Source organism: Chthonomonas sp. (genome assembly GCF_035294505.1).
Taxonomy (GTDB): domain Bacteria; phylum Armatimonadota; class Chthonomonadetes; order Chthonomonadales; family Chthonomonadaceae; genus Chthonomonas.
Window position 1 is genome coordinate 1 of sequence record NZ_DATGKU010000189.1, and the last position, 18,117, is coordinate 18,117.

At 55.5% G+C, this 18,117-nt stretch carries 18 protein-coding genes; 10 read left to right on the forward strand and 8 right to left on the reverse strand.

Features of this window, described 5'->3' with window-relative positions:
• Together VKV18_RS11640 and VKV18_RS11645 are read right to left on the reverse strand one after the other, a co-directional pair.
• Positions 1–1,013: hypothetical protein (locus VKV18_RS11640; RefSeq protein ID WP_324204371.1), on the reverse strand; the 1,013-nt coding region annotated here is incomplete at its 3' end.
• A gap of 183 nt (positions 1,014–1,196) precedes the next feature.
• Positions 1,197–2,216 (reverse strand): hypothetical protein, encoded by a 1,020-nt coding sequence (locus tag VKV18_RS11645; protein WP_324204372.1) that lies wholly within the window; start codon positions 2,214–2,216, stop codon positions 1,197–1,199.
• Positions 2,217–2,440: 224 nt separating this feature from the next.
• Here VKV18_RS11645 and VKV18_RS11650 point away from each other — a divergent pair, with 224 nt between their 5' ends.
• The 3 genes from VKV18_RS11650 to panC are packed head-to-tail and all read left to right on the forward strand — an operon-like array spanning position 2,441 to position 5,007.
• Positions 2,441–3,283 carry a PD-(D/E)XK nuclease family protein gene (locus tag VKV18_RS11650; RefSeq protein ID WP_324204373.1) on the forward strand — a complete coding sequence of 281 codons (843 nt, stop codon included), beginning with the start codon at positions 2,441–2,443 and terminating at the stop codon, positions 3,281–3,283.
• A 6-nt stretch (positions 3,284–3,289) separates the two neighbouring features.
• Positions 3,290–4,105: a 3-methyl-2-oxobutanoate hydroxymethyltransferase gene (gene panB / locus VKV18_RS11655; RefSeq protein WP_324204374.1), complete on the forward strand. Its 816-nt coding sequence runs from the start codon at positions 3,290–3,292 to the stop codon at positions 4,103–4,105.
• A 2-nt stretch (positions 4,106–4,107) separates the two neighbouring features.
• On the forward strand, positions 4,108–5,007 hold the full coding sequence (gene panC / locus VKV18_RS11660) for a pantoate--beta-alanine ligase (protein WP_324204375.1): 900 nt from the start codon (positions 4,108–4,110) through the stop codon (positions 5,005–5,007).
• Positions 5,008–5,019: 12 nt separating this feature from the next.
• Here panC and VKV18_RS11665 read toward each other — a convergent pair whose 3' ends face one another.
• From VKV18_RS11665 to VKV18_RS11675, 3 genes are all read right to left on the reverse strand, one after another.
• Positions 5,020–5,436, reverse strand: coding sequence for an arsenate reductase ArsC (locus VKV18_RS11665; RefSeq protein WP_324204376.1), 417 nt, complete (start codon positions 5,434–5,436; stop codon positions 5,020–5,022).
• A complete protein-coding gene (gene arsB / locus VKV18_RS11670; RefSeq protein WP_345786413.1) occupies positions 5,433–6,500 on the reverse strand; it encodes an ACR3 family arsenite efflux transporter in 1,068 nt (355 codons plus the stop codon). The genes VKV18_RS11665 and arsB overlap by 4 nt, the downstream gene beginning before the upstream one ends.
• A gap of 130 nt (positions 6,501–6,630) precedes the next feature.
• Positions 6,631–6,951: a metalloregulator ArsR/SmtB family transcription factor gene (locus VKV18_RS11675; RefSeq protein ID WP_324204378.1), complete on the reverse strand. Its 321-nt coding sequence runs from the start codon at positions 6,949–6,951 to the stop codon at positions 6,631–6,633.
• 143 nt (positions 6,952–7,094) lie between these two features.
• On the opposite strand from VKV18_RS11675, the gene gatC reads away from it, so the two are divergent.
• The 3 genes from gatC (at position 7,095) to VKV18_RS11690 (ending at position 10,618) form a co-directional block, all read left to right on the forward strand.
• Positions 7,095–7,388: an Asp-tRNA(Asn)/Glu-tRNA(Gln) amidotransferase subunit GatC gene (gatC, locus tag VKV18_RS11680; protein ID WP_324200280.1), complete on the forward strand. Its 294-nt coding sequence runs from the start codon at positions 7,095–7,097 to the stop codon at positions 7,386–7,388.
• 3 nt (positions 7,389–7,391) lie between these two features.
• Positions 7,392–8,858, forward strand: coding sequence for an Asp-tRNA(Asn)/Glu-tRNA(Gln) amidotransferase subunit GatA (gene gatA, locus VKV18_RS11685; RefSeq protein WP_324204379.1), 1,467 nt, complete (start codon positions 7,392–7,394; stop codon positions 8,856–8,858).
• A gap of 131 nt (positions 8,859–8,989) precedes the next feature.
• Positions 8,990–10,618 (forward strand): hypothetical protein, encoded by a 1,629-nt coding sequence (locus VKV18_RS11690; RefSeq protein ID WP_324204380.1) that lies wholly within the window; start codon positions 8,990–8,992, stop codon positions 10,616–10,618.
• On the opposite strand, the gene VKV18_RS11695 is transcribed toward VKV18_RS11690, so the two are convergent.
• The 3 genes from VKV18_RS11695 to VKV18_RS11705 all read right to left on the reverse strand — a co-directional run bounded on the left by VKV18_RS11695 (position 10,615) and on the right by VKV18_RS11705 (position 13,789).
• Entirely contained in the window at positions 10,615–11,619 is a 1,005-nt protein-coding gene (locus VKV18_RS11695; protein WP_324204381.1) for a hypothetical protein, read from the reverse strand. The two genes, VKV18_RS11690 and VKV18_RS11695, sit on opposite strands and share 4 nt — an antisense overlap.
• Before the next feature lie 14 nt (positions 11,620–11,633).
• Positions 11,634–12,416: an outer membrane lipoprotein-sorting protein gene (locus tag VKV18_RS11700; RefSeq protein ID WP_324204382.1), complete on the reverse strand. Its 783-nt coding sequence runs from the start codon at positions 12,414–12,416 to the stop codon at positions 11,634–11,636.
• Positions 12,417–12,520: 104 nt separating this feature from the next.
• Positions 12,521–13,789, reverse strand: coding sequence for an MFS transporter (locus VKV18_RS11705; protein ID WP_324204383.1), 1,269 nt, complete (start codon positions 13,787–13,789; stop codon positions 12,521–12,523).
• Positions 13,790–13,928: 139 nt separating this feature from the next.
• Between VKV18_RS11705 and VKV18_RS11710 the strand changes: the two genes are divergently transcribed.
• From VKV18_RS11710 to glmU, 4 genes are all read left to right on the forward strand, one after another.
• Complete coding sequence (locus VKV18_RS11710; RefSeq protein ID WP_324204384.1) at positions 13,929–14,300, forward strand: phage holin family protein; 372 nt, start codon at positions 13,929–13,931, stop codon at positions 14,298–14,300.
• Between the two features lie 26 nt (positions 14,301–14,326).
• Complete coding sequence (locus VKV18_RS11715) at positions 14,327–14,668, forward strand: histidine triad nucleotide-binding protein (RefSeq protein ID WP_324204385.1); 342 nt, start codon at positions 14,327–14,329, stop codon at positions 14,666–14,668.
• A gap of 1,070 nt (positions 14,669–15,738) precedes the next feature.
• Positions 15,739–16,170, forward strand: a complete 432-nt coding sequence (locus VKV18_RS11720; protein ID WP_324204386.1) for a DUF1844 domain-containing protein — start codon at positions 15,739–15,741, stop codon at positions 16,168–16,170.
• A 161-nt stretch (positions 16,171–16,331) separates the two neighbouring features.
• Positions 16,332–17,786: a bifunctional UDP-N-acetylglucosamine diphosphorylase/glucosamine-1-phosphate N-acetyltransferase GlmU gene (gene glmU, locus VKV18_RS11725; RefSeq protein WP_324204387.1), complete on the forward strand. Its 1,455-nt coding sequence runs from the start codon at positions 16,332–16,334 to the stop codon at positions 17,784–17,786.
• Positions 17,787–18,117 lie beyond the last annotated feature (331 nt).

The window sequence follows — 18,117 nt, forward strand, 5'->3', positions numbered from 1 at the left end:
AGCACCGCAAAATCGGGGCTTGTGATCGTAAGATGATGAAACCCGCCTTTGGGCAGCGAATCGGGTGGTAACGCGATATCGAAGGTGCAGGTTACTCGATTATGACGGCTTGGGGTGCGAGTATAGAAATAGAATTCGTTGGCGTTGAAGTCCTTTCTTGCCAGAGGAACGTAACGCGCGACGGCATAGTGTGCCGACCCTCTGCCTAGGTCCCAGAACTTAAAAGGATGGCAGTCGCCCTCGATGCGCCAGTGCAGATTTTTTGGGGTGAGATGGTCTGCTGCAATGGAGGCCTTTATCCGTTGCCCAACCATGAACTCTGTGCCGGAGGGTGTTTCTGCACCGCCTTCCAGATTCATCTGAATGGGGGTGGCGAAGGCCTGAAAGACAATTTGTATGAAGCCTCCTCCCTCGAGATTCGTTTTCTCGCCAGGCAAAACGATTTTTGGGGAGACAGATAAAGAGAAATGCGCCGCGGGATGAGCGATCAGCAAGCAGTTGGCCCCGCCCATACTGTAGCTTGCATTCTGAGGTCCTTGTCTGGTCATTTCCAATGGCAAACCTAACCCACTGTTGATGGTGAGTTTAAGAGGTTGCGTCTTCCAATTGACATAGCCGAGAAGGTAAAATCGCCGGTTCACGACAATATAGGATGGTGGTGGCTCTTGATGATCGGGAACCCAAGTGAATGTGGCCGTAAGCGGCCCATCAAGCTCCGAAAAGACAAAATTAAGAGATCCGGCTTTAAAGATGGCATACGTCATCTGACCGTTGTAGCTGGGGATAGTGCTGCCGTCATCGCTTGCCGGAATAAAACTTAACTGGGTCTGCATAGGGGTGAGATGAATCTTTTTGCTGTTTTTATTGATGATGGTAGTCACTATTTGGCCGCCACTATAGGACACGACGTAGTGCCCTGCTGACGCCGTCTGAATGCCCACATAGAGACAAAGCAGCAGAATTTGCGAAATAAGCAAGGCAGTTTTTCGCAAAGCGATCGCTTCGTTGTGCATCCGGGTTCTAAACCCTCTCCAACAAGGCAGCATGGCCGTTTCTCCTCGTGTAGGAATCTTGCCTTTTAGACGTTTTATAGGGAGATCGCGTTATATTTTTAACAGCTTTCGGGGCTTTGAGTTTCAAAAGAGAGGCGGTCGTGGTCTTGCCTATTTCTAGAAGACCACGACCGAAAAAAGGGGCTATTTGGAGGCGGCAGGAGCCGTCTCTTCAAGAATAGGTTGGAGAGCGGCGGCGATGCCGGCCTCTCCGGTGCCTAGGTCTACGTTCTTAAATAGCCACCACTGCTCCGTGTGGGTAATGGTGCCGCCCGGCGGCACGGTCTCCAATGGGCCGAGGGTCTCCAGCTCGAGAAAGATGTTGTTGGTGAAGCTTTCGACGTTGCAGCCGAAGTCGGGGTAGGTTTGGTCATCGTGGTAGTTAAAGCGTTTTAGGAAAAGGACACCGTGGCGGAAATAGGCCGCCCAACCCTGGTGGTCACCGATGCCGAACTTCTGGGGTTCGGAGCGGTTGGGGTCTTGCGTCAGCGTAATGAACTGCTTGCCCCACATCCAACGCGGGTCCGACATATCGGTATATTTCCAAAGGGTGAGAGGGCGCGCCGGGCTGATGTCGGCATCGTGGGAGACATAGGGTTCCTGCGGAAAAATCGCCTTGCCGTCCGTGTTCATGGCCGACATGGCCCAACAGGCCATCTGAACCGGGAAAAGCCCTTTGTTGGTAAGGCGATGCACCACGGTCACGTGGCTGCCTTGCGGGTCGAGGGTGACCCATATCTCTTTTTGGATGTTGGTTATCTCTTCTACCGGCTCGATGAGTTTTACGGTGTTCCCATCAATCTCAACTTGGATAGGGGCGTTATCGGGCACGTAAGATCGGGGAATGGCCTCTGGGGAGTGCCACAGACGATGACCACCCCGAATGTACCAATCGCCCAGAGAGGTTTTTAAGGTGACGCCGGGGATCGTGGCGAAGATATTGCCATCATCTCCACTGCCTACGAAAGCGTAGCGCATAATGCGCGGGCCGTAGTCGGTAGGCAGAATCAGCTCGACGGTTCCGTTGCTCATGCGAATGTTGTGCGGGGTACCGAGATAGGGCACATCGCGCTCGATCTTCACCTGGGCTTCTGCAGCACTGCCCGCACCAATGACGAACAGAGCCAGCAGGAGCCAAGCGCTCGATGGAATGTGAAACGTCATGCAGGGGCCTCCAAAATGTAGAGTGAAGCGTTCTTCTATTTCTTGATCTCCCCTGCCGATTCCTGCTTTTTTGGGAAAGAATAACGTTTGGTCTTCTCATGTTGCCCCTCCATCGAGATAGCCGTGCGGCCGAGCACTTTTCGTGACGTGCAAAGTTGCGGTAAAATAGCGCATAGCGTGGGGCACGGTTCCCTCGGCTCTTGATAAAAAGGAAGCTATTTTTTATGCGCACGGCTCGAACGGCAGATAGATCGGAGGGTGCAAAACGGAAGCCTATCTTCAGCCCCACGCGCATAGCGACCTATTTAGAGTGCGCCGTAAAGTATCGCTACATCTATCTTGATCGCATCGGTAGGTTTTACCAACGTCCTCGTGCCTCCTACAGCTTCGGCACCACGCTGCACCTTGTATTGCGCCAGTTTCACGAGCAGGGCGCCTCGCTCACCTCCGAAGAGCTGGTGCAATCGCTACGGCAAAACTGGGTGCAGGCCGGCTATACCGACGCCACAGAGGAGGCTGAGCATCTGGCGATGGGCGAACAGATTGTGGCCGCTTATCGGCAGGAGATAACGCAGCGCGGTGAAACCCGTGAGCTTTTTGCTACCGAAAAGACGCTCTCCTACGATATGGGACGCTATATTCTTCAGGGACGCGTAGACCGCATTGACCGTCATCCGGATGGAACGTTAGAGATCATTGACTATAAAAGCGGCCTTACCACGATCACCCCAGAGGATGTGGCTTCTAGCCTTGCGATGTGCTGCTATCAGTTGTTGGTAAAGCGGCTTTACCCTGAAGCTCCGGTTTGCGCCACCATCTATTGCCTTCGTTCTGGAGAAGCGGCCACCGTGGCCCTTAGCGACGAAGCGCTTGAAGAGTTTACTAAAGACCTCGACCGAATCGTAGAACAGATATTGCAGACCGATTTCACGGAGGTTTACCCAAAGCGTATGCCGCTTTGCGAAACGTGCGACTTTCTCTCTCTCTGCACGCGGTTTTGGCAGCAGCAACAGCAAGAGACTGCCCTGGCAGATGAACCTTTTCCTACGAACACGGAGTCGGAGTAAGTAAGAATGCAGGGGAAAGAGAGGCGCGGGCGTATTACGGTGCCGGAACTGCGCGCTCGGAAAGCGCAGAAGGAGAAGATCGTGATGGTTACGGCCTACGACTATCCTTCCGCCTTGTTGGCCGAGCGCGCCGAGGTGGATGTGGTGCTGGTAGGCGATTCGGTGGGAATGACGGTGCTCGGCTTCTCCGATGTCCTCCCCGTCACTTTAGAGATGATGCTACACCATGTTCAGGCTGTTCGGCGCGGCCTACATCGGGCGCTATTGCTTGCCGATATGCCGTTTGGTTCGTATCAAATAGGGGAGGAGGAGGCCATGCGAAGTGCCATTCGCCTGCTGAAGGAGGGCGGAGCGCAGGCCGTCAAGCTTGAGGGGGGCACTTTGGTTGCAGGGTTAGTGAAGAAATTAACGGGCGCCGGCATCCCGGTGATGGGGCATATCGGCCTAACACCGCAGTCCGTGCATCTGTTGGGAGGGCATCGGCTGCAGGGGCGTGAGCCGGAGGCACCGGAGAGGATGGTGGCGGATGCCAAAGCCTTAGAGGAGGCGGGTGCCTTTGGGGTGGTACTGGAGATGATTCCGGCGGACCTGGCGGCTCGGATCACCGAGTCGATCTCGATACCCACCATAGGAATTGGAGCCGGCCCCGCCTGCGACGGGCAGGTGCTGGTTTGGCACGACCTCCTGGCCATTCCGCCGGGGCGTCCCTTCCACCATGTTAAGCAGTACGCCCAGATTGGAGAGCAGATAGAGAGCGCTTTGCGCAGTTACGCCGAAGAGGTTCGCAAAGGAATTTTTCCTTCAAAGGAGCAGAGTTTATAAAGATGCGCTTGTTTCATCAAATTGCCGAGTTACGCACCTATTTACATAGCTTGCGACAAGAAGAAAAATCGGTTGGATTTGTGCCCACCATGGGAGCGCTGCATGAAGGGCATCTCTCCCTCTTCCGGCGGGCAAAGGCCGACTGCGATATCGCTGTCGCCTCCATCTTCGTGAACCCCACGCAGTTCGGCCCAAACGAGGACTACCAATCCTACCCGCGCACCCTACAGCAAGACCTTCAACTGGCCACCACCGTGGGGCTAGATGCCGTGTTTGCGCCCGGTGTCGAAGAGATGTATCCGGCAGGTTTTCAGACGAAAGTGGAGGTCGAAAACCTCAGCCGTCCCCTGGAAGGAAAACATCGCCCCGGCCACTTCGTCGGCGTGGCCACCGTGGTGACGAAGCTGCTGAATATCGTGCAGCCCGACCGCGCCTATTTCGGGCAGAAAGACTATCAGCAGGCGGTTATCATAGAACGCATGGTTCGCGACCTGAACATCCCCACGGAGATCGTGGTGCTGCCCACAGTGCGTGAACCCGATGGCCTCGCCCTTTCCTCTCGCAACGCCTATCTCTCGCCGGAGGAGCGCCAAAAGGCGACGATCCTGTTCCGCGCTCTGCTGCTTGCCCAGCAAGCCCTCTGCAGCGGGGAACGAAACGCCGACAAGATTCGGAAAGAGATGGAGGCCTTCCTGGCGCAGGAGCCTGCGGCTCAGGTGGACTATGCGGCCGTCGTTCACCCGGAAACTTTGGAGCCTCTCAAAACCATTGGGGATCAAGACGCCGTGTTGGTGGCCTTGGCCGTGCGAATCGGCACCACGCGCCTTATTGATAATATGCTGCTTACCGCTCAGGGAGCCTCTATCACCCCTATGCAGTTGCGACGTGGTGAGAAAAGCTGAGCTGCTCGCGCTCTACACTGCGTTAAGCAGTTCCTCTTCAATATGCTGCCGCAGCCTATCTCGCACCAGGCGATATAGGTTGCGCTGCTCCTCTTCGGAGCCGGTGGCTCGCGAGGGGTCGGGCAATGACCAGTGCAGGCGGCGTTTGGCGTTTGGAAAGCGGGGGCAGGCCTCCGCTGCCGCATCGCAGACGGTGATCACCCAATCGAACGTTTCCGATAGGTAGCGGTCGAGCGTCTTTGAGGTCTGCCCGGAGATGTCTATACCGATCTCTTTCATCACTTCGATGGCCAAGGGGCGCACGAGGGTTGCCTCGGTACCGGCGCTGTGGGCCTCGAAGCGCTCGCCTGCCAAGGCGCGTAGCAGCCCTTCGGCCATCTGCGAGCGTGCCGAGTTATGGGTACAAAGAAAGAGCACCTTTTGCTTCATCTGTCCTCCTCAGTAGAGACATTTTGATCTGCGAATAGGCGATTACAATTCAGTTCCCTGCAGGGGCTTGGAGCAGGATGCGTTGGGCTGTTCCCGAAATAGCGACGTTGAAAAAAGAGGGCTACCTGCACAAGTCCAAGCATAATAGGCACCTCAATAAGAGGGCCGATAACGGCTGTAAAAGCCTCGGGGGAGCCGATGCCAAAGAGCGATACGGCAACCGCTATGGCCAGCTCGAAGTTGTTGCTGGCTGCCGTAAATGCGATTGTGGTAGTTTGCGAATAGTCGGCACCGGCCCCCTTCCCCATTGCGAAGCTCACTAAAAACATGACCACAAAGTAGAGGAGCAGCGGAATCGCCACATGAAGCACGTCGCGGGGATCATGAAGAACGGCTTTTCCCTTAATGCTGAACATAATCCCTATCGTTCCAAGAAGAGCAATGAGAGTTATCGGTTGGATCCGGGGTAAAAACCGTTCGGCATACCACATAGAGCCGCGCTTGGAGATAAGAACAAGGCGTGTTAGAAGGGCAGCGATGAAGGGAACGCCTAAATAAAGAAAAACACTCGATGCGATCTCTCCTATTGAAACTCGAATACGGCTTGCTTTAATACAAAAGATCGGCGGCAGCAGGGTTAGAAAAAGCCAAGCGTAAAGGCTGTAGAACAGCACCTGGAACACGCTGTTGAAAGCAACTAGCCCCGCCGCGTACTCCGTATTCCCTTCGGCTAGCTCGTTCCAAACCAGCACCATCGCGATACACCGCGCCAAACCGATAAGCACCAGGCCTGCCAAAAAGTCGGGAGAGCCATGCAGAAAAAGGAGGGCCAGCAGGAACATCAACAGAGGCCCGATAACCCAGTTCTGCATGAGGGAAAGCACCAGTATTTTTCGGTTGCGAAAGACGGTAGGTAGCGCCTCGATGTTCACCTTGGCCAGGGGCGGATAGATCATGAGAATAAGGCCCGCAGCAATAGGCAGATTGGCTGTGCCCATCTGAAACCGGCCGAGCCACGTAGAAAAGGTGGGCCATAAAGCACCGAGGCCTAGTCCGGTAAGCATGGCAAGGCCGATCCACACCGTCAACCAGCGGTCACGCACGGAAAGCTGTTTTAAGGATGGTTTCCTTTCGTTCGTTATTGTTGTTCATATTATCGTTAATCGGCGATATACGATGAAAAGTGGATAAAAATTAGGGTAGCCTGGCCGCGAGCGTTCGGAACTCGGCCAACGTCTCTCGATTGAGCCAGTAGCAGGTACGAGGGCCTTCGATCTCCCCTTGAATCCAGCCGGCCTCTTTGAGAATTTTGAGGTGCTGGCTCACGGTAGACTGGGCAAGAGGGAGCTGTTTCACGATATCGCCACAGAAACAGGTGGGCACCGTCGCCAGAAACTGTAGGATTTGAAGACGTGCCGGGTGCCCCAACGCCTTGCACAACCGGGCAAAGCGCGTGCGTTGTTGTAACGCCTCTTCCGATGTGGCCATAGGAACTGAGTCGGCCTGACACTCCATCGCAACTCCCTCGTTTATCGTCATTCTACGATAAGTATACCCCCATTCTGACCCTTCACATCGTGTTGCTGCGAACACAATCCTCTATCCGTGCTATAATCAATTCAACGTAGAGGAATTTTCCATGGGAGCGGAGTACCGATATGGCTTTAACCCCGGAAGAGGTGCGGAAAGTAGCGCTTTTAGCCCGGCTTGAACTGACCGACGAAGAGGTTTTGCAACAAGCCCAAAACATCAATAATCTGTTGCAGCAGTTTGAAAAACTTCAACAGCTCGACCTAGAAGGGGTCGAGCCGACATCCCATTCCATTCCCGTCTACAACGTTTTACGCGCTGACCAGGTCACGCCATCGCTACCGCGTGAGGAGTTGTTGGCCAATGCCCCTGAGGCACGTGAGGGCTACTTTGTGGTTCCCCGCATTGTGGAGGACGCCTAGGCGATGTCGGAAAGGCACTTTTGGTCTGTGGCAGCCATGCGCACGGCTCTTGCCAAAGGCGAGATAAGCGCCCAGGAGTTAGCCACCCTGTTTCTGCAGCGCATCGAGGCCTTAGAGCCTCACCTTCAGGCCTATCTTACCGTGACTCCGGAGGAGGCCATCGCGCAAGCGAAGGCGGTAGACGAGAAACGCGCCCGTAAGGAGCCGCTCCATCCCCTAGCAGGTATTCCGATCGCGCTGAAGGATAATCTCTGCACGCGCGGCATTCGCACAACAGCCGCCTCGAAAATTCTTTACAATTTTGTGCCTCCCTATGATGCCACCGTGGTAGCCCATCTTCGTGAGAGCGGGATGGTCTTTTTAGGAAAAACGAATCTAGACGAGTTCGCCATGGGTTCCTCCACCGAAAACTCCGGTTTTCAGCCGACCCGCAATCCGTGGGACCTGGAGCGCGTGCCGGGCGGCTCTTCCGGTGGCTCGGCGGCTGCGGTGGCTGCTGCGGAAGCCCCGCTTGCTCTCGGCTCCGATACGGGTGGTTCCATCCGCCAGCCGGCAGCGCTCTGTGGCATTGTCGGCATGAAACCGACCTATGGGCGAGTCAGTCGCTACGGGCTTATCGCCTATGCCTCCTCGCTCGACCAGATAGGCCCCTTTGCGCGCACCGTGGCCGATTGTGCCCTTTTACTACAGGCCATTAGCGGCCATGACCCGCTCGATTCCACCTGTCTTAACTTAGAGGTTCCCGACTATGTTGGGGCGCTTACCGGGGAAATAAAGGGCTTGCGACTGGGCGTTCCGAAAGAGTACTTTGGGGCGGGAGTGCAGCCCGAAGTGGCCGCAGCGGTGAGGCAGGCCATTGAGGTGCTAGCCGGTTTAGGGGCGACTGTGGAGGAGTGCAGCCTGCCTACCACCGACTATGCCCTGGCCGCCTACTACATTATCGCGCCGGCGGAGTGCAGCAGCAACCTCGCACGTTTTGATGGGGTGCGCTATGGCCTGCGTTCCAAAGAGTGGGTCGGCCATATCGGCCTTACCGAGAAAACGCGCGATGAAGGGTTTGGCCCCGAAGTAAAGCAACGCATCGTGGTGGGAACCTACGCGCTCTCTGCAGGCTACTACGATGCTTACTATCGCCGCGCCCAACAGACTCGAACCCTCATTCGGCGCGATTTCGACCGTGCCTTCGAGCGTTTTGATGCGCTCGTTACGCCTACCTCCCCTACCCCCGCTTTCCGCATAGGGGAGAAGGCAGACCCGCTGGAGATGAAGCTGGCCGACGTGTGTACTATTCCGGTAAATATGGCGGGCCTTCCCGGTCTGTCGGTGCCATGCGGTTTCGTAAACGGGTTGCCGGTGGGTCTGCAGCTTATCGGCAAGCCTTTTGACGAAACCACCCTTCTGCGCATCGCTCATGCCTACGAACAGGCCACCGATTGGCATCGGCACCATCCAAAAATCTTAGAGAGTTAGCGCGATAGAAGCACCTCAGGCCTTCTGTTTCTGGTTTTGTGCTAAGAAAAGACGAGGCATTCGTTGAAACCGACTAGGATGGAGGCTCGTAAGCAGAGCTATACGATGACCTCCGCCACCGAGGTTCGGCAATGGATGAAGAAGCGCTTGCCGAAGCTTTGCAAAAGTACCTTTCAGATGAACCGGAGATTAGCCAGGAGGGGCTGCGGCTGCTCAGCACGCTCACCCCATCTCCTGCAGCGGTGCTGCAAGACTATATCCACCACAAGCTTTTTGAGCTGCGCTTCGAGCGCTATTTGGGTAGATGCAACCGACTTCGGAAGGGAGTGTATGCAACGCTTTGGTGCGCCACCTTCAGCACCCTTCTCTCTTACGGCGTCTATTTCTTTCGGGCGCTCACCCAGGAACAGAGCGTCGTGTCGTTGCCTATTACCCTAGGCGTTCTTTTTCTCCTTATGCTCTACATGATAGGGTTCGCCACATTGGATCGATGGTACATCCGTCGGATCAAGCGTTTTGTACAGAGAGAGGGAGGTACCGTCGTTGCTGCGCTCACCTATCTTGTATGCGAAACCTCGGAGGGCCTTGCCCCCCTTATTCAGAGGCTTCGCAAGGAGCATCGGTGGCATATTCGGCGGCTTGAGGAGTTTATCACCTTTTGTGAGGAGCCGCGCTTGGTGCACGATTTCCTTCGTGCCCGAAGCATCAAAGGGTTAAGCCGCATCAACCGACGTTTCCTCTTACGAGAGTACTACTCCAATCCCGAAATCTACGCCCTGCTAAACCCTTCTGCCTTCGGCGCCGACCCTACCGCTCTGTGGAGAAATAGCCGTACCCTTTCTAAGGCGAAATCGGGGAAAACAGGCGAGCTTGAGCGTTTTCGAAAGCTGATGCGCACCTACCGCACACGAAATCTGAGAACGATATTTGTTGTTCTTGCATATATCTTTTCTTTACCAATAGCTACTTTTGTACTACCGCTTATTATATTGTATGTCATTGATAGACTATTATCACTATTGCATCTAACATCCTATGTAGGCAAATATGAGGGCTTCTTCATCATCGCGGCCGTTGGCATGGGTATTTTAGTGGCCTCGTGTCTTATTGTACCTGTTATGCGTTGCATCGAAAACTATAAACAGCTCTTTGCACAGCTTGTGGAATCGAGTGAGAGGCTGGGGCAGCGCGAGTTCCTCGAAGCGCTGCCGGATATTTTAGGGCTTCTCATCCACTTCCCTCTCGCGTGGGCGCCGGAGAACAGGCGGAAACAGTATAACAGGTTGCTGGCGATCACGCACGATCGGCTTCTACGCCTGACCCCAGAGGAGCGCGTAGAGATGCCGAAAGCGGTTAAAGAGCAACTCTATCGGCTTCTCCCTGGATCGGAAAAAGAGGGCGGAGGCAACACAGCCCTTCTACGCATGGTTTTGCTGCCCGCGCTTGTGCACGGGATGGGCGTTTGTGGCGATCAGGATACGTTGGTGGTGCTTCGGCGGGCACGCCGGAAAACGGCAAATGCGGAGTTGCTCTCGCGTTTAGACGAGGCGATCGATCACCTTACCGCACTCTACCCGTCGCAGCTGCTTCGCCCCTCGGCGGCGCCCACCCCGCCGGATGCCGAAACGCTGTTACGTGCGGCCCATACCCATGATGCTTCCGAGGCCTTTTTGCTGCACGCGGTGGGGGAAGCAGAGGAAAAAGTCAATCCCTCTGCGGAAGCGGGGAAAGATGAAAATCCGGCGCACAAAAACGTTTAGGGAGCGCTCTCTTTCATCGTTTCCGGGGTTTCCGCAAACTCGGTCTCTTCCACGAGGAGCGGTTCTGAAGGGGGCGGGAGCGATCTGAGCGATTTTTTGGGAGTAAGCCCGCGCAGCTTATCCTTTGCGGCGACAAAGGCTTCCCGATAGAGCTGGCGGATTTGCGCAGCGCTCATACGGCGTCCGGTTTCATAATAGAACTGCATCGCCCGCCCTGCCGTAATCGTTCCGGCGTAGGCGATAGCGGCGCGCGAAACGAACCCAACAACCGGCACAAGGCCAACCAGTTCGCGGGCGATGGCGCGCCATCCAAAGGCGTTGCCGAGCAGAGGGGCCAGCTCGGCCAGGCGGCTTTGAAAATCCACCTCCAGCCCATAGATGGCTGCCAAACGCAGCGTCATCATCACCTGGTTTTTGGTGAGGACCACGATGTCGCTGAAGGCGGCTCCGGGAATGCCGATGGCCCCTAAGAGAGGCACCTGCTCCACAAGACCGGAGAGCATGGCGAACTCGGCGTTAACGAGAGCCGTTTGTTGCACAATCCGCCGGGCCACCATGGGGCGGAAGGCAGGGAAGCTGCGGGCTAGGGCGAGGGCTAGGTCGGGTTTGTCCTCGAGGATACGCTCCAGCGTTTTTTCCCAGCCGCCCAACTCCGGAACGCTATATATGGGAACCCCTTCGGGCGCGCCCTCGCGCGAGCCGGTGAGATCAATCACCAGATCGTGGTACTCCGGGTTGCGGGGAAAGCCGTCTTCCTCCTTAAACGAATCGTAGACGGAAAGCGCGGAGGTTCCGGGAAGCACACGAGGTGTGAGGGGCGGCACGGTCTCTTCGGTAAGGCCATAGAGCGCTTGAACAAGAGGCTCCCGCGTTTCAGCGGGGCCCACCAAGCCTAAGTTAAGAGGGCGTTGAGCCTCTCGGGCGATTTCGGCTGCGCTAACGCTTTTTACGATCTCCCAAAAGCCTTTAGGCCCCGGCAGTTTCACTCCTGCGCTTTCCACTTTAACTCCTTCGACTACTCAAAGAGGCTATCGGGCATGGGGATATTCACCCGGATGTCTCGATAGGCCGTTTCGCCAGCCAACGTGCCCTGATCATCGTCCACCTCTATTTCGGTGGGCATATACAACCCCGATGCTACCTCTCTAATGTTCTTATAGTACCAAATGGAGAGCAGTTTCCCCTCCTGGCTATACTCCTCACGCTTTAAAGTAACGCGCGTTCTGGGGTCTATCCAAACAAGCCGAAAGGAGGTATCGAGGCTTTTATCTCGATAGCTAATACGAAAGACGGCACAAGGAGTGCCTTTGAAGGGGCGAACCCCTTGAAAATCGGCCTCCGTGTAGGAGAGATAGTCGGGCGAGATAAGCCCCATATCCAGGAGGGTTTTGCGCTTTCCTGGGCTTTTGCCGAGGTCGCGCACGTCCTTAAAGCCGATGCTCAAGCGCACGATCTGGGTGGTTTCGTTAACGATGAAGACGCCCTTGCTGGCGCCAAAACGTCCATCCAGGCGAAACTTATCCGGCTCTTTATAGCGGACGAGCAGGTCTCCTCGGGCCTTTTGCATCCATTCGTAGATCAGCCCGAAATCTTTATTAATACGTCGGGCAGCTTCGGCGTTATAGCGTACGAGATGGATGTAGGCCTCGAAGTCTTGAAGGTTCTTCACGACGTAGCTTTGGATATTGGGGCTGATGGAGTCGGCAATGGCATCGGGCTGCCCAAACAAGGAAAAAGCCGTTAATCCCAGCGCCGAGGCCATAAACACTCTTCGGGCGGGGTTATATTCGAAAGGCACCTTCTTTCTTCTCCTTATCTCCACAAAATAGGGGAGGGTTTGTGTACCCTCCTACTATACGTCCAAAACGCACGCATTTTTCCCGTGTGACGTTCTTTACGCCTTTATGCCACCACCGCTTGTTCCTCTCGCAGAGCTGCGATGCGTTCGACATCCTCATCGCGGAAGGTAAACATATAGGCCACAGCGCAGATCAGCGTGGTGATGGCGGGCAAAATAAACACCGGTGGCCAGTTTGTTTGACCATGTACGGTGAAGTGCTCTTGTACCCAGCCGCTGAAGTAGCTACCGATGACGTTGCCTACACCCAAGGTGAAGAAGTTGATCATGTTTTGTGCGCTTGCCCGAATGTCGCGCGGGGCCACACGGTCTATATAGAGTTGTTGCACCACCATAACAAAGGCATAGCCGAAACCGTGCAGGCCCAACGAGGCCACCACGAGCCATACCGGTTTTTGAAGCGCAAAGATAAAATAGCGCAAAGGCCAGGCAAAACTGCCGATAAGTAGGCACCAACGCATGCCGAATTTTGGCAACCAGAGCGGCAGCAGCACGCCAAGGGCGATGACTTCGGTGGCCTGGCTAATGGACTTGGTGATGGGGATGAGGTTCCTCGGTATGTGAAGGCTGTCGAGGAAGGGGGCGGACAGGTTGTAAAAGAACATGAACTCGGTGGCGGCAAAGAAGGAGATGACGATGAAGACGGTGAAGCCGGGCACCTCGTGAAACAGGCGGAACGCCTCGCGGAAGGCCAGAGGGTCTACTTTTTTCTCCTTAACGGGCGGGGTGTTGGGAAGGATAAAGAAGCAGGTAAAGGCCATTACCAGGTTGAGGATGCCCGTAAGCATCATCTCGGCGATGGGGGTGCTGAGGTTTTCCGCATGATAATGGGTGAGTCTTGTATAGGCTAAATAGAGAAAGGCAGCCACAATCCACCCGATGGTGCCTGCCGTACGGATGATGGAGAACTCGCGTTCTCGTATCTTTTCGTTGTCCACGTAACGGGATACGTGGTGGAGGGTAATCGAGTTGGTGATGCCTAACGTGGGCGCGAAGAAGAGAGACCAGGCCAGCATGGAGGCATAGAGGCCGATGACAGAATGCTGGTGCGCCATGGTGAAGGCCGCAATGGCCGCAAGGATATGGGAAATTCCTAAAAATATCTGGCTGGGCATGAAGCGGTCGGCGATCTGCCCGCCGATGAAGGGCGTGATAACGCATCCAAGCCAGAAAGCGCCGAAAATCGCCCCTGTGCTTACAGGGCTAATGCCTCGATGTTGCAATGTATCGCTGATGATAGGCATCCACGCGCCCCAGGCGGCATACTCCCAAAACATCATGAGAATCAGGCGTAACCGCAAGAAAAACGGCATTGGGTTCTCCTTATTCCATATTTTTTCTCGAAGCTGCCCTATTATACACCGTTGCCTAAGCGACTTCCTGCAGGCCTCTGTGAGGGAGAGGTATACTTTAGCGTGGCGAATCCCCGTGAAATTTTGAGGAGGTACGACGATGCGAAATTGGATTACCCGCTGGGTGGTTAGTGCCTTAGCACTTTACATTCTTGTTCAGTTCTACCCAAGCATCCAGATCCATGCAAAGGGCACGGAGTATGTGGTAACCATCCTCTTGGTGTCGGTGATATTGGGGCTGTTTAACTCGTTGATTCGACCCATCATTCTCTTTTTTGCCTGGCCTATCAACTGCCTTACGTTTGGGCTATTTGGGTTTGCGTTGAATGTGGCCTGTTTTTGGATTCTTGGCACGGTGCTTCCCACTTTTCGTATCACCAGCCCAAAGGCCGCCCTGCTCGGCTTCATCGCGATGGGGCTGATTAGTGGGCTTCTTAACTTCTTTTTGAAGGATAGAGGCGAGCGCAGTTAAATATCAACCCTATGGAGGTAGAGTTCATGGCAGAGAACTGTGTGTTTTGTAGGATCGCCAATGGAAGCATTCCGGCGGAGAAGGTATACGAGAACGACGAGTTTGTAGCGTTTCGTGATCTCAATCCGCAGGCTCCGGTGCATGTGCTGCTGATACCTCGTCAACACTTTGCCACCTTGCTGGATGTGGAGGATACCGCTTTGCTTGGCAGGGCCTTGCGCTGCGTGCAGGAGGTGGCCAAGCAGTTGGGGCTTGCCGAGGATGGTTTTCGGGTGGTGGTGAACTGTCGAGAGAACGGCGGGCAGACGGTTTATCATCTCCATTGGCACATTCTCGGCGGCCGTTTCATGACATGGCCTCCCGGCTAAAGTTCTATTCGGGAGGTGCTAGCGCACGGCGATGCAGCGGTCTTGCAGATGAGGGGGGCGTCGGCACCCCATGTCACCTCGAAGCGAAGCTGAGAGGTCTTCCCGTTTCATTCTCACTAGGGGAAGGGCATCGGCTGCAGAGCCAGCGATACGACTGTCATTCCGAGCCGGAGACGAGATCAACAACTGTCATTCCGAGATCACCACCTGTCATTTCGAGCCGAAGGCGAGAAATCTCAAGTTTCACTTCGCACCAGTTCTGAGGGGTAGGGGCTGTAGAGGCTACTGGCTTCACGGTTCTAGAGCGAGTCAGCAAAGTGAGTTTATCTTGATCGCCCCCTATCCCATCCTTTCCCCCGATTCGGGAGAAAGGGGGCGGTCGTGGCTAGTTTCCGAAGGGAAGGTTATCACAGGAGACCACTAGTGAACTTACTGGTCTCCCCTCTCCCTGATAGGGGGAGGGGAGTGGGGGTGGGGGCTTGAAGAACTGGTGATACGACTGTCATTCCGAGTCGGAGACGAGATCAACAACTGTCATTCCGAGATCACCACCTGTCATTTCGAGCCGAAGGCGAGAAATCTTAAGTTTCACTTCGCACCAGTTCTGAGGGAAAGGGGTGGGCTGCAGAATGCCGACGCCCAAGCCCCCCTCTCATCCCCCCGCACGCGGGGGGAAGCTAGCCCTCCCTCCCCGTGTACGGGGAGGGTTGGGGAGGGGCTGGAGAAATTGCCAATTTCCCGGCTCTAGAGGCAGTTTGTAGAGCAAGTCCATCTTGCTCGCCCCCTATCCCCTCCTTTCTCCCTATTAGGGAGAAAGGGGGCGGTTGTGGCTAGTTTCCGAAGGAAAGATTATCAAAGGAAACCGCGCGTTGGCTTATTGGTCTCTCCTCTCCCCGATAGGGGCACTGGTGGGGATAAGCTGAGGCTCGCTTCATCGCAAATCGCATGGCCCTGTATAGCAAAAATTTCTTGGTGATTTGCCTCGATCTGTGCTATACTTTCTTCTGCAGAAGGGTAAGCGACGAAAAAAAACGAGTTCGGAGTGTTCAGAAGCCTGAGGGAGGAAGACGATGGAAGATCAGACACCGGAGTTTCGGGTGATAGACCGTCGTGCTTCAGCTGCGGCCGGCCGTGAGGAGGAGCCATCGTCTGCAGAAGCGTCATCATCCCAGCCAACAAACGATACCTCCGCTTCCAAGAGCGAGGAGGGGATGCCAAGTCCGGAGGTCTTGTTGCCTCTCGTCGCTTTACAAATGGAAGTAAAACAGCTAGCGTTGGCGCTGGTTGGCGTCTTCGATGCTCATGCGTGGCGTGCTTTGGGGCTTCATGCGAACCCTAAGACCGGCCAGATTGAGGAGAACCTGCCGGCGGCACAGCTTGCCATAGACTGTATGCAGTTTCTTGTGAGCAAGATGGAGAGCGATCTGCCGGAGCCGGAGTTGCGTGAACTGCGGCGTCGTTTAACCGATCTGCGGCTTAACTACGCTGCCCGTGCCAAATAAAGGTGTGTTCGAGGCCACATCTTCTACCCCTTTGAAACACCGTTGACACGCCCGCGTAACGATCTGTCTTTCCCTTCTATTTTGCGGGGGAGAGGTAGACTAAAGGCAGACACTGCCTCTTTCTATGCTCGAATGCAATTTTGTCTGATGGAGTTTTCTACATGACACACGCCGCTACTCGAGGCGCTCATCATGCGGGGGAACAGACCTTGCCACCAACGGTGGCCGTGCTGCTGGCTGCCGGAAAGTCTACCCGCATGCGGTCGCGTCTGCCCAAACCGTTGCATCCTCTTTGCGGCTTACCGGTTACCGCCCATGTAATTCGTGCCTGTTGGGAGGCCGGGGTCGAACGGATAGTGGTGGTGGTAGGGCATGAGGCGGAGCGGGTACGCGCAGGGCTGGAGGAGGCGATGCCGGAGGGGTGCTCGCTTGAGTTTGTGCATCAGGAGCGCCCTTTAGGTACCGGAGATGCGGTGCGGGCAGCACAAAGCCTGCTGGAGAGTTGGCCGCATACCGTGCTCGTACTGGCCGGGGACACCCCGCTGCTTCGGCCTCCTACCCTTCGACGGCTTGTTGAGACGCGGGTACAGGCTCATGTGCCTGTGGCCATGCTGACGATGGAGTTGCAAAACCCGACCGGTTACGGCCGCATTGTCCGTGATGAGAAAGGGCACGTGATCGGCGTTGTTGAAGAGCGTGACGCCACGCCGGAGCAGCGCCGATGTCGCGAATGCAACCCTTCCATCTATGCCTTTGATGGCCCTCGGCTTTGGAAGGCGCTCGCCCAACTGCGCCCTAACAACGCCCAGGGAGAGTACTACCTCACGGACGTCATCGGCTGGTTTGTGCAACAAGGGGCGCCTGTGGAGACTGTGGCCTTGGAAGACCCTAACGAGGCCATAGGCATCAACACACGTGTGGAGTTGGCACAGGCTGCGGCGTTGCTGAGGGCACGCCTATTGGAAAACCTTATGCTCTCCGGGGTTACCGTAGTAGACCCCATGAGCACTTGGGTAGATGTGGATGTAACGGTGGGGCAGGATAGCGTCATACAACCAAATACGCTGTTGCTAAAGGGCACACAGGCCGGAGAAGAGTGCGTTTTGGGGCCGTTTGCACGCATCGAGGGCTGTCGGTTGGGGAACCGGGTGCAGGTGTACGCCTCTTGGCTGGCCGATAGCGTATTAGAAGATGATGTACGTGTGGGCCCCTACGCCCAGATTCGACCAAACTCTCATTTAGGGGTAGGGGTGCGTATAGGCAACTTTGTGGAACTCAAAAACGCCCTGCTTGGCCCACGTGCCCAGGCAGCGCATCTCTCCTATCTTGGCGATGCGGAGATAGGGGAGGGAACCAATATCGGTGCAGGCACCATAACTTGTAACTACGATGGCTTTCAGAAACACCGCACGCAGATCGGCCCGCGCGCTTTTGTGGGTTCCCACTCCACGCTGGTGGCGCCGGTGGAGATCGGGGAGGGTGCCTTTATCGCGGCCGGCTCGGTGATCACGGCTAACGTGCCCGCCGACGCTTTGGCTATTGCCCGCTCGTATCAGACCGTGAAGGAGGGGTGGGCTGCGGACTATAGGCGACGCAAAGCCGGCAAGGGAGAGTAGAAGAACACCTCTAAATAAGGTAGATTCTATAAACGAAATTTTTTGCGTTTCGTGTTCGCGCAACAGGCAACCAATTCTGGTTTTGCGTGAAAATTGGCGCATGTAAGGGTACGCGGAGGACGAGCAGACCACGCTAAAGAGCGGGAGGGTTGACCCGCCGAAAGCACATCGCCCAACGAGGCGACATCTAAGCGATTACAGGCCCTATGGCAAGGAGAGAGCGGATGCAAACCAACACCCTGCGCGTTTTCACAGGGAACGCCAACCCGGAGTTGGCGGCAAAAATTGCTCGAGAGCTTGGCATCGAGCTTGGTGCAATACAGGTCAGTAA

Coding starts and splice junctions, on each gene's coding strand:
- VKV18_RS11710 (WP_324204384.1), top strand. CDS start 13,929: ATGCGAAATTGGATTACCCGCTGGGTGGTTAGTGCCTTAGCACTTTAC.
- VKV18_RS11650 (WP_324204373.1), top strand. CDS start 2,441: ATGCGCACGGCTCGAACGGCAGATAGATCGGAGGGTGCAAAACGGAAG.
- glmU (WP_324204387.1), top strand. CDS start 16,332: ATGACACACGCCGCTACTCGAGGCGCTCATCATGCGGGGGAACAGACC.
- gatA (WP_324204379.1), top strand. CDS start 7,392: ATGTCGGAAAGGCACTTTTGGTCTGTGGCAGCCATGCGCACGGCTCTT.
- VKV18_RS11715 (WP_324204385.1), top strand. CDS start 14,327: ATGGCAGAGAACTGTGTGTTTTGTAGGATCGCCAATGGAAGCATTCCG.
- panC (WP_324204375.1), top strand. CDS start 4,108: ATGCGCTTGTTTCATCAAATTGCCGAGTTACGCACCTATTTACATAGC.
- VKV18_RS11645 (WP_324204372.1), bottom strand. CDS start 2,216: ATGACGTTTCACATTCCATCGAGCGCTTGGCTCCTGCTGGCTCTGTTC.
- VKV18_RS11705 (WP_324204383.1), bottom strand. CDS start 13,789: ATGCCGTTTTTCTTGCGGTTACGCCTGATTCTCATGATGTTTTGGGAG.
- VKV18_RS11665 (WP_324204376.1), bottom strand. CDS start 5,436: ATGAAGCAAAAGGTGCTCTTTCTTTGTACCCATAACTCGGCACGCTCG.
- panB (WP_324204374.1), top strand. CDS start 3,290: ATGCAGGGGAAAGAGAGGCGCGGGCGTATTACGGTGCCGGAACTGCGC.
- VKV18_RS11720 (WP_324204386.1), top strand. CDS start 15,739: ATGGAAGATCAGACACCGGAGTTTCGGGTGATAGACCGTCGTGCTTCA.
- arsB (WP_345786413.1), bottom strand. CDS start 6,500: ATGCTTACCGGACTAGGCCTCGGTGCTTTATGGCCCACCTTTTCTACG.
- VKV18_RS11690 (WP_324204380.1), top strand. CDS start 8,990: ATGGATGAAGAAGCGCTTGCCGAAGCTTTGCAAAAGTACCTTTCAGAT.
- VKV18_RS11675 (WP_324204378.1), bottom strand. CDS start 6,951: ATGGAGTGTCAGGCCGACTCAGTTCCTATGGCCACATCGGAAGAGGCG.
- gatC (WP_324200280.1), top strand. CDS start 7,095: ATGGCTTTAACCCCGGAAGAGGTGCGGAAAGTAGCGCTTTTAGCCCGG.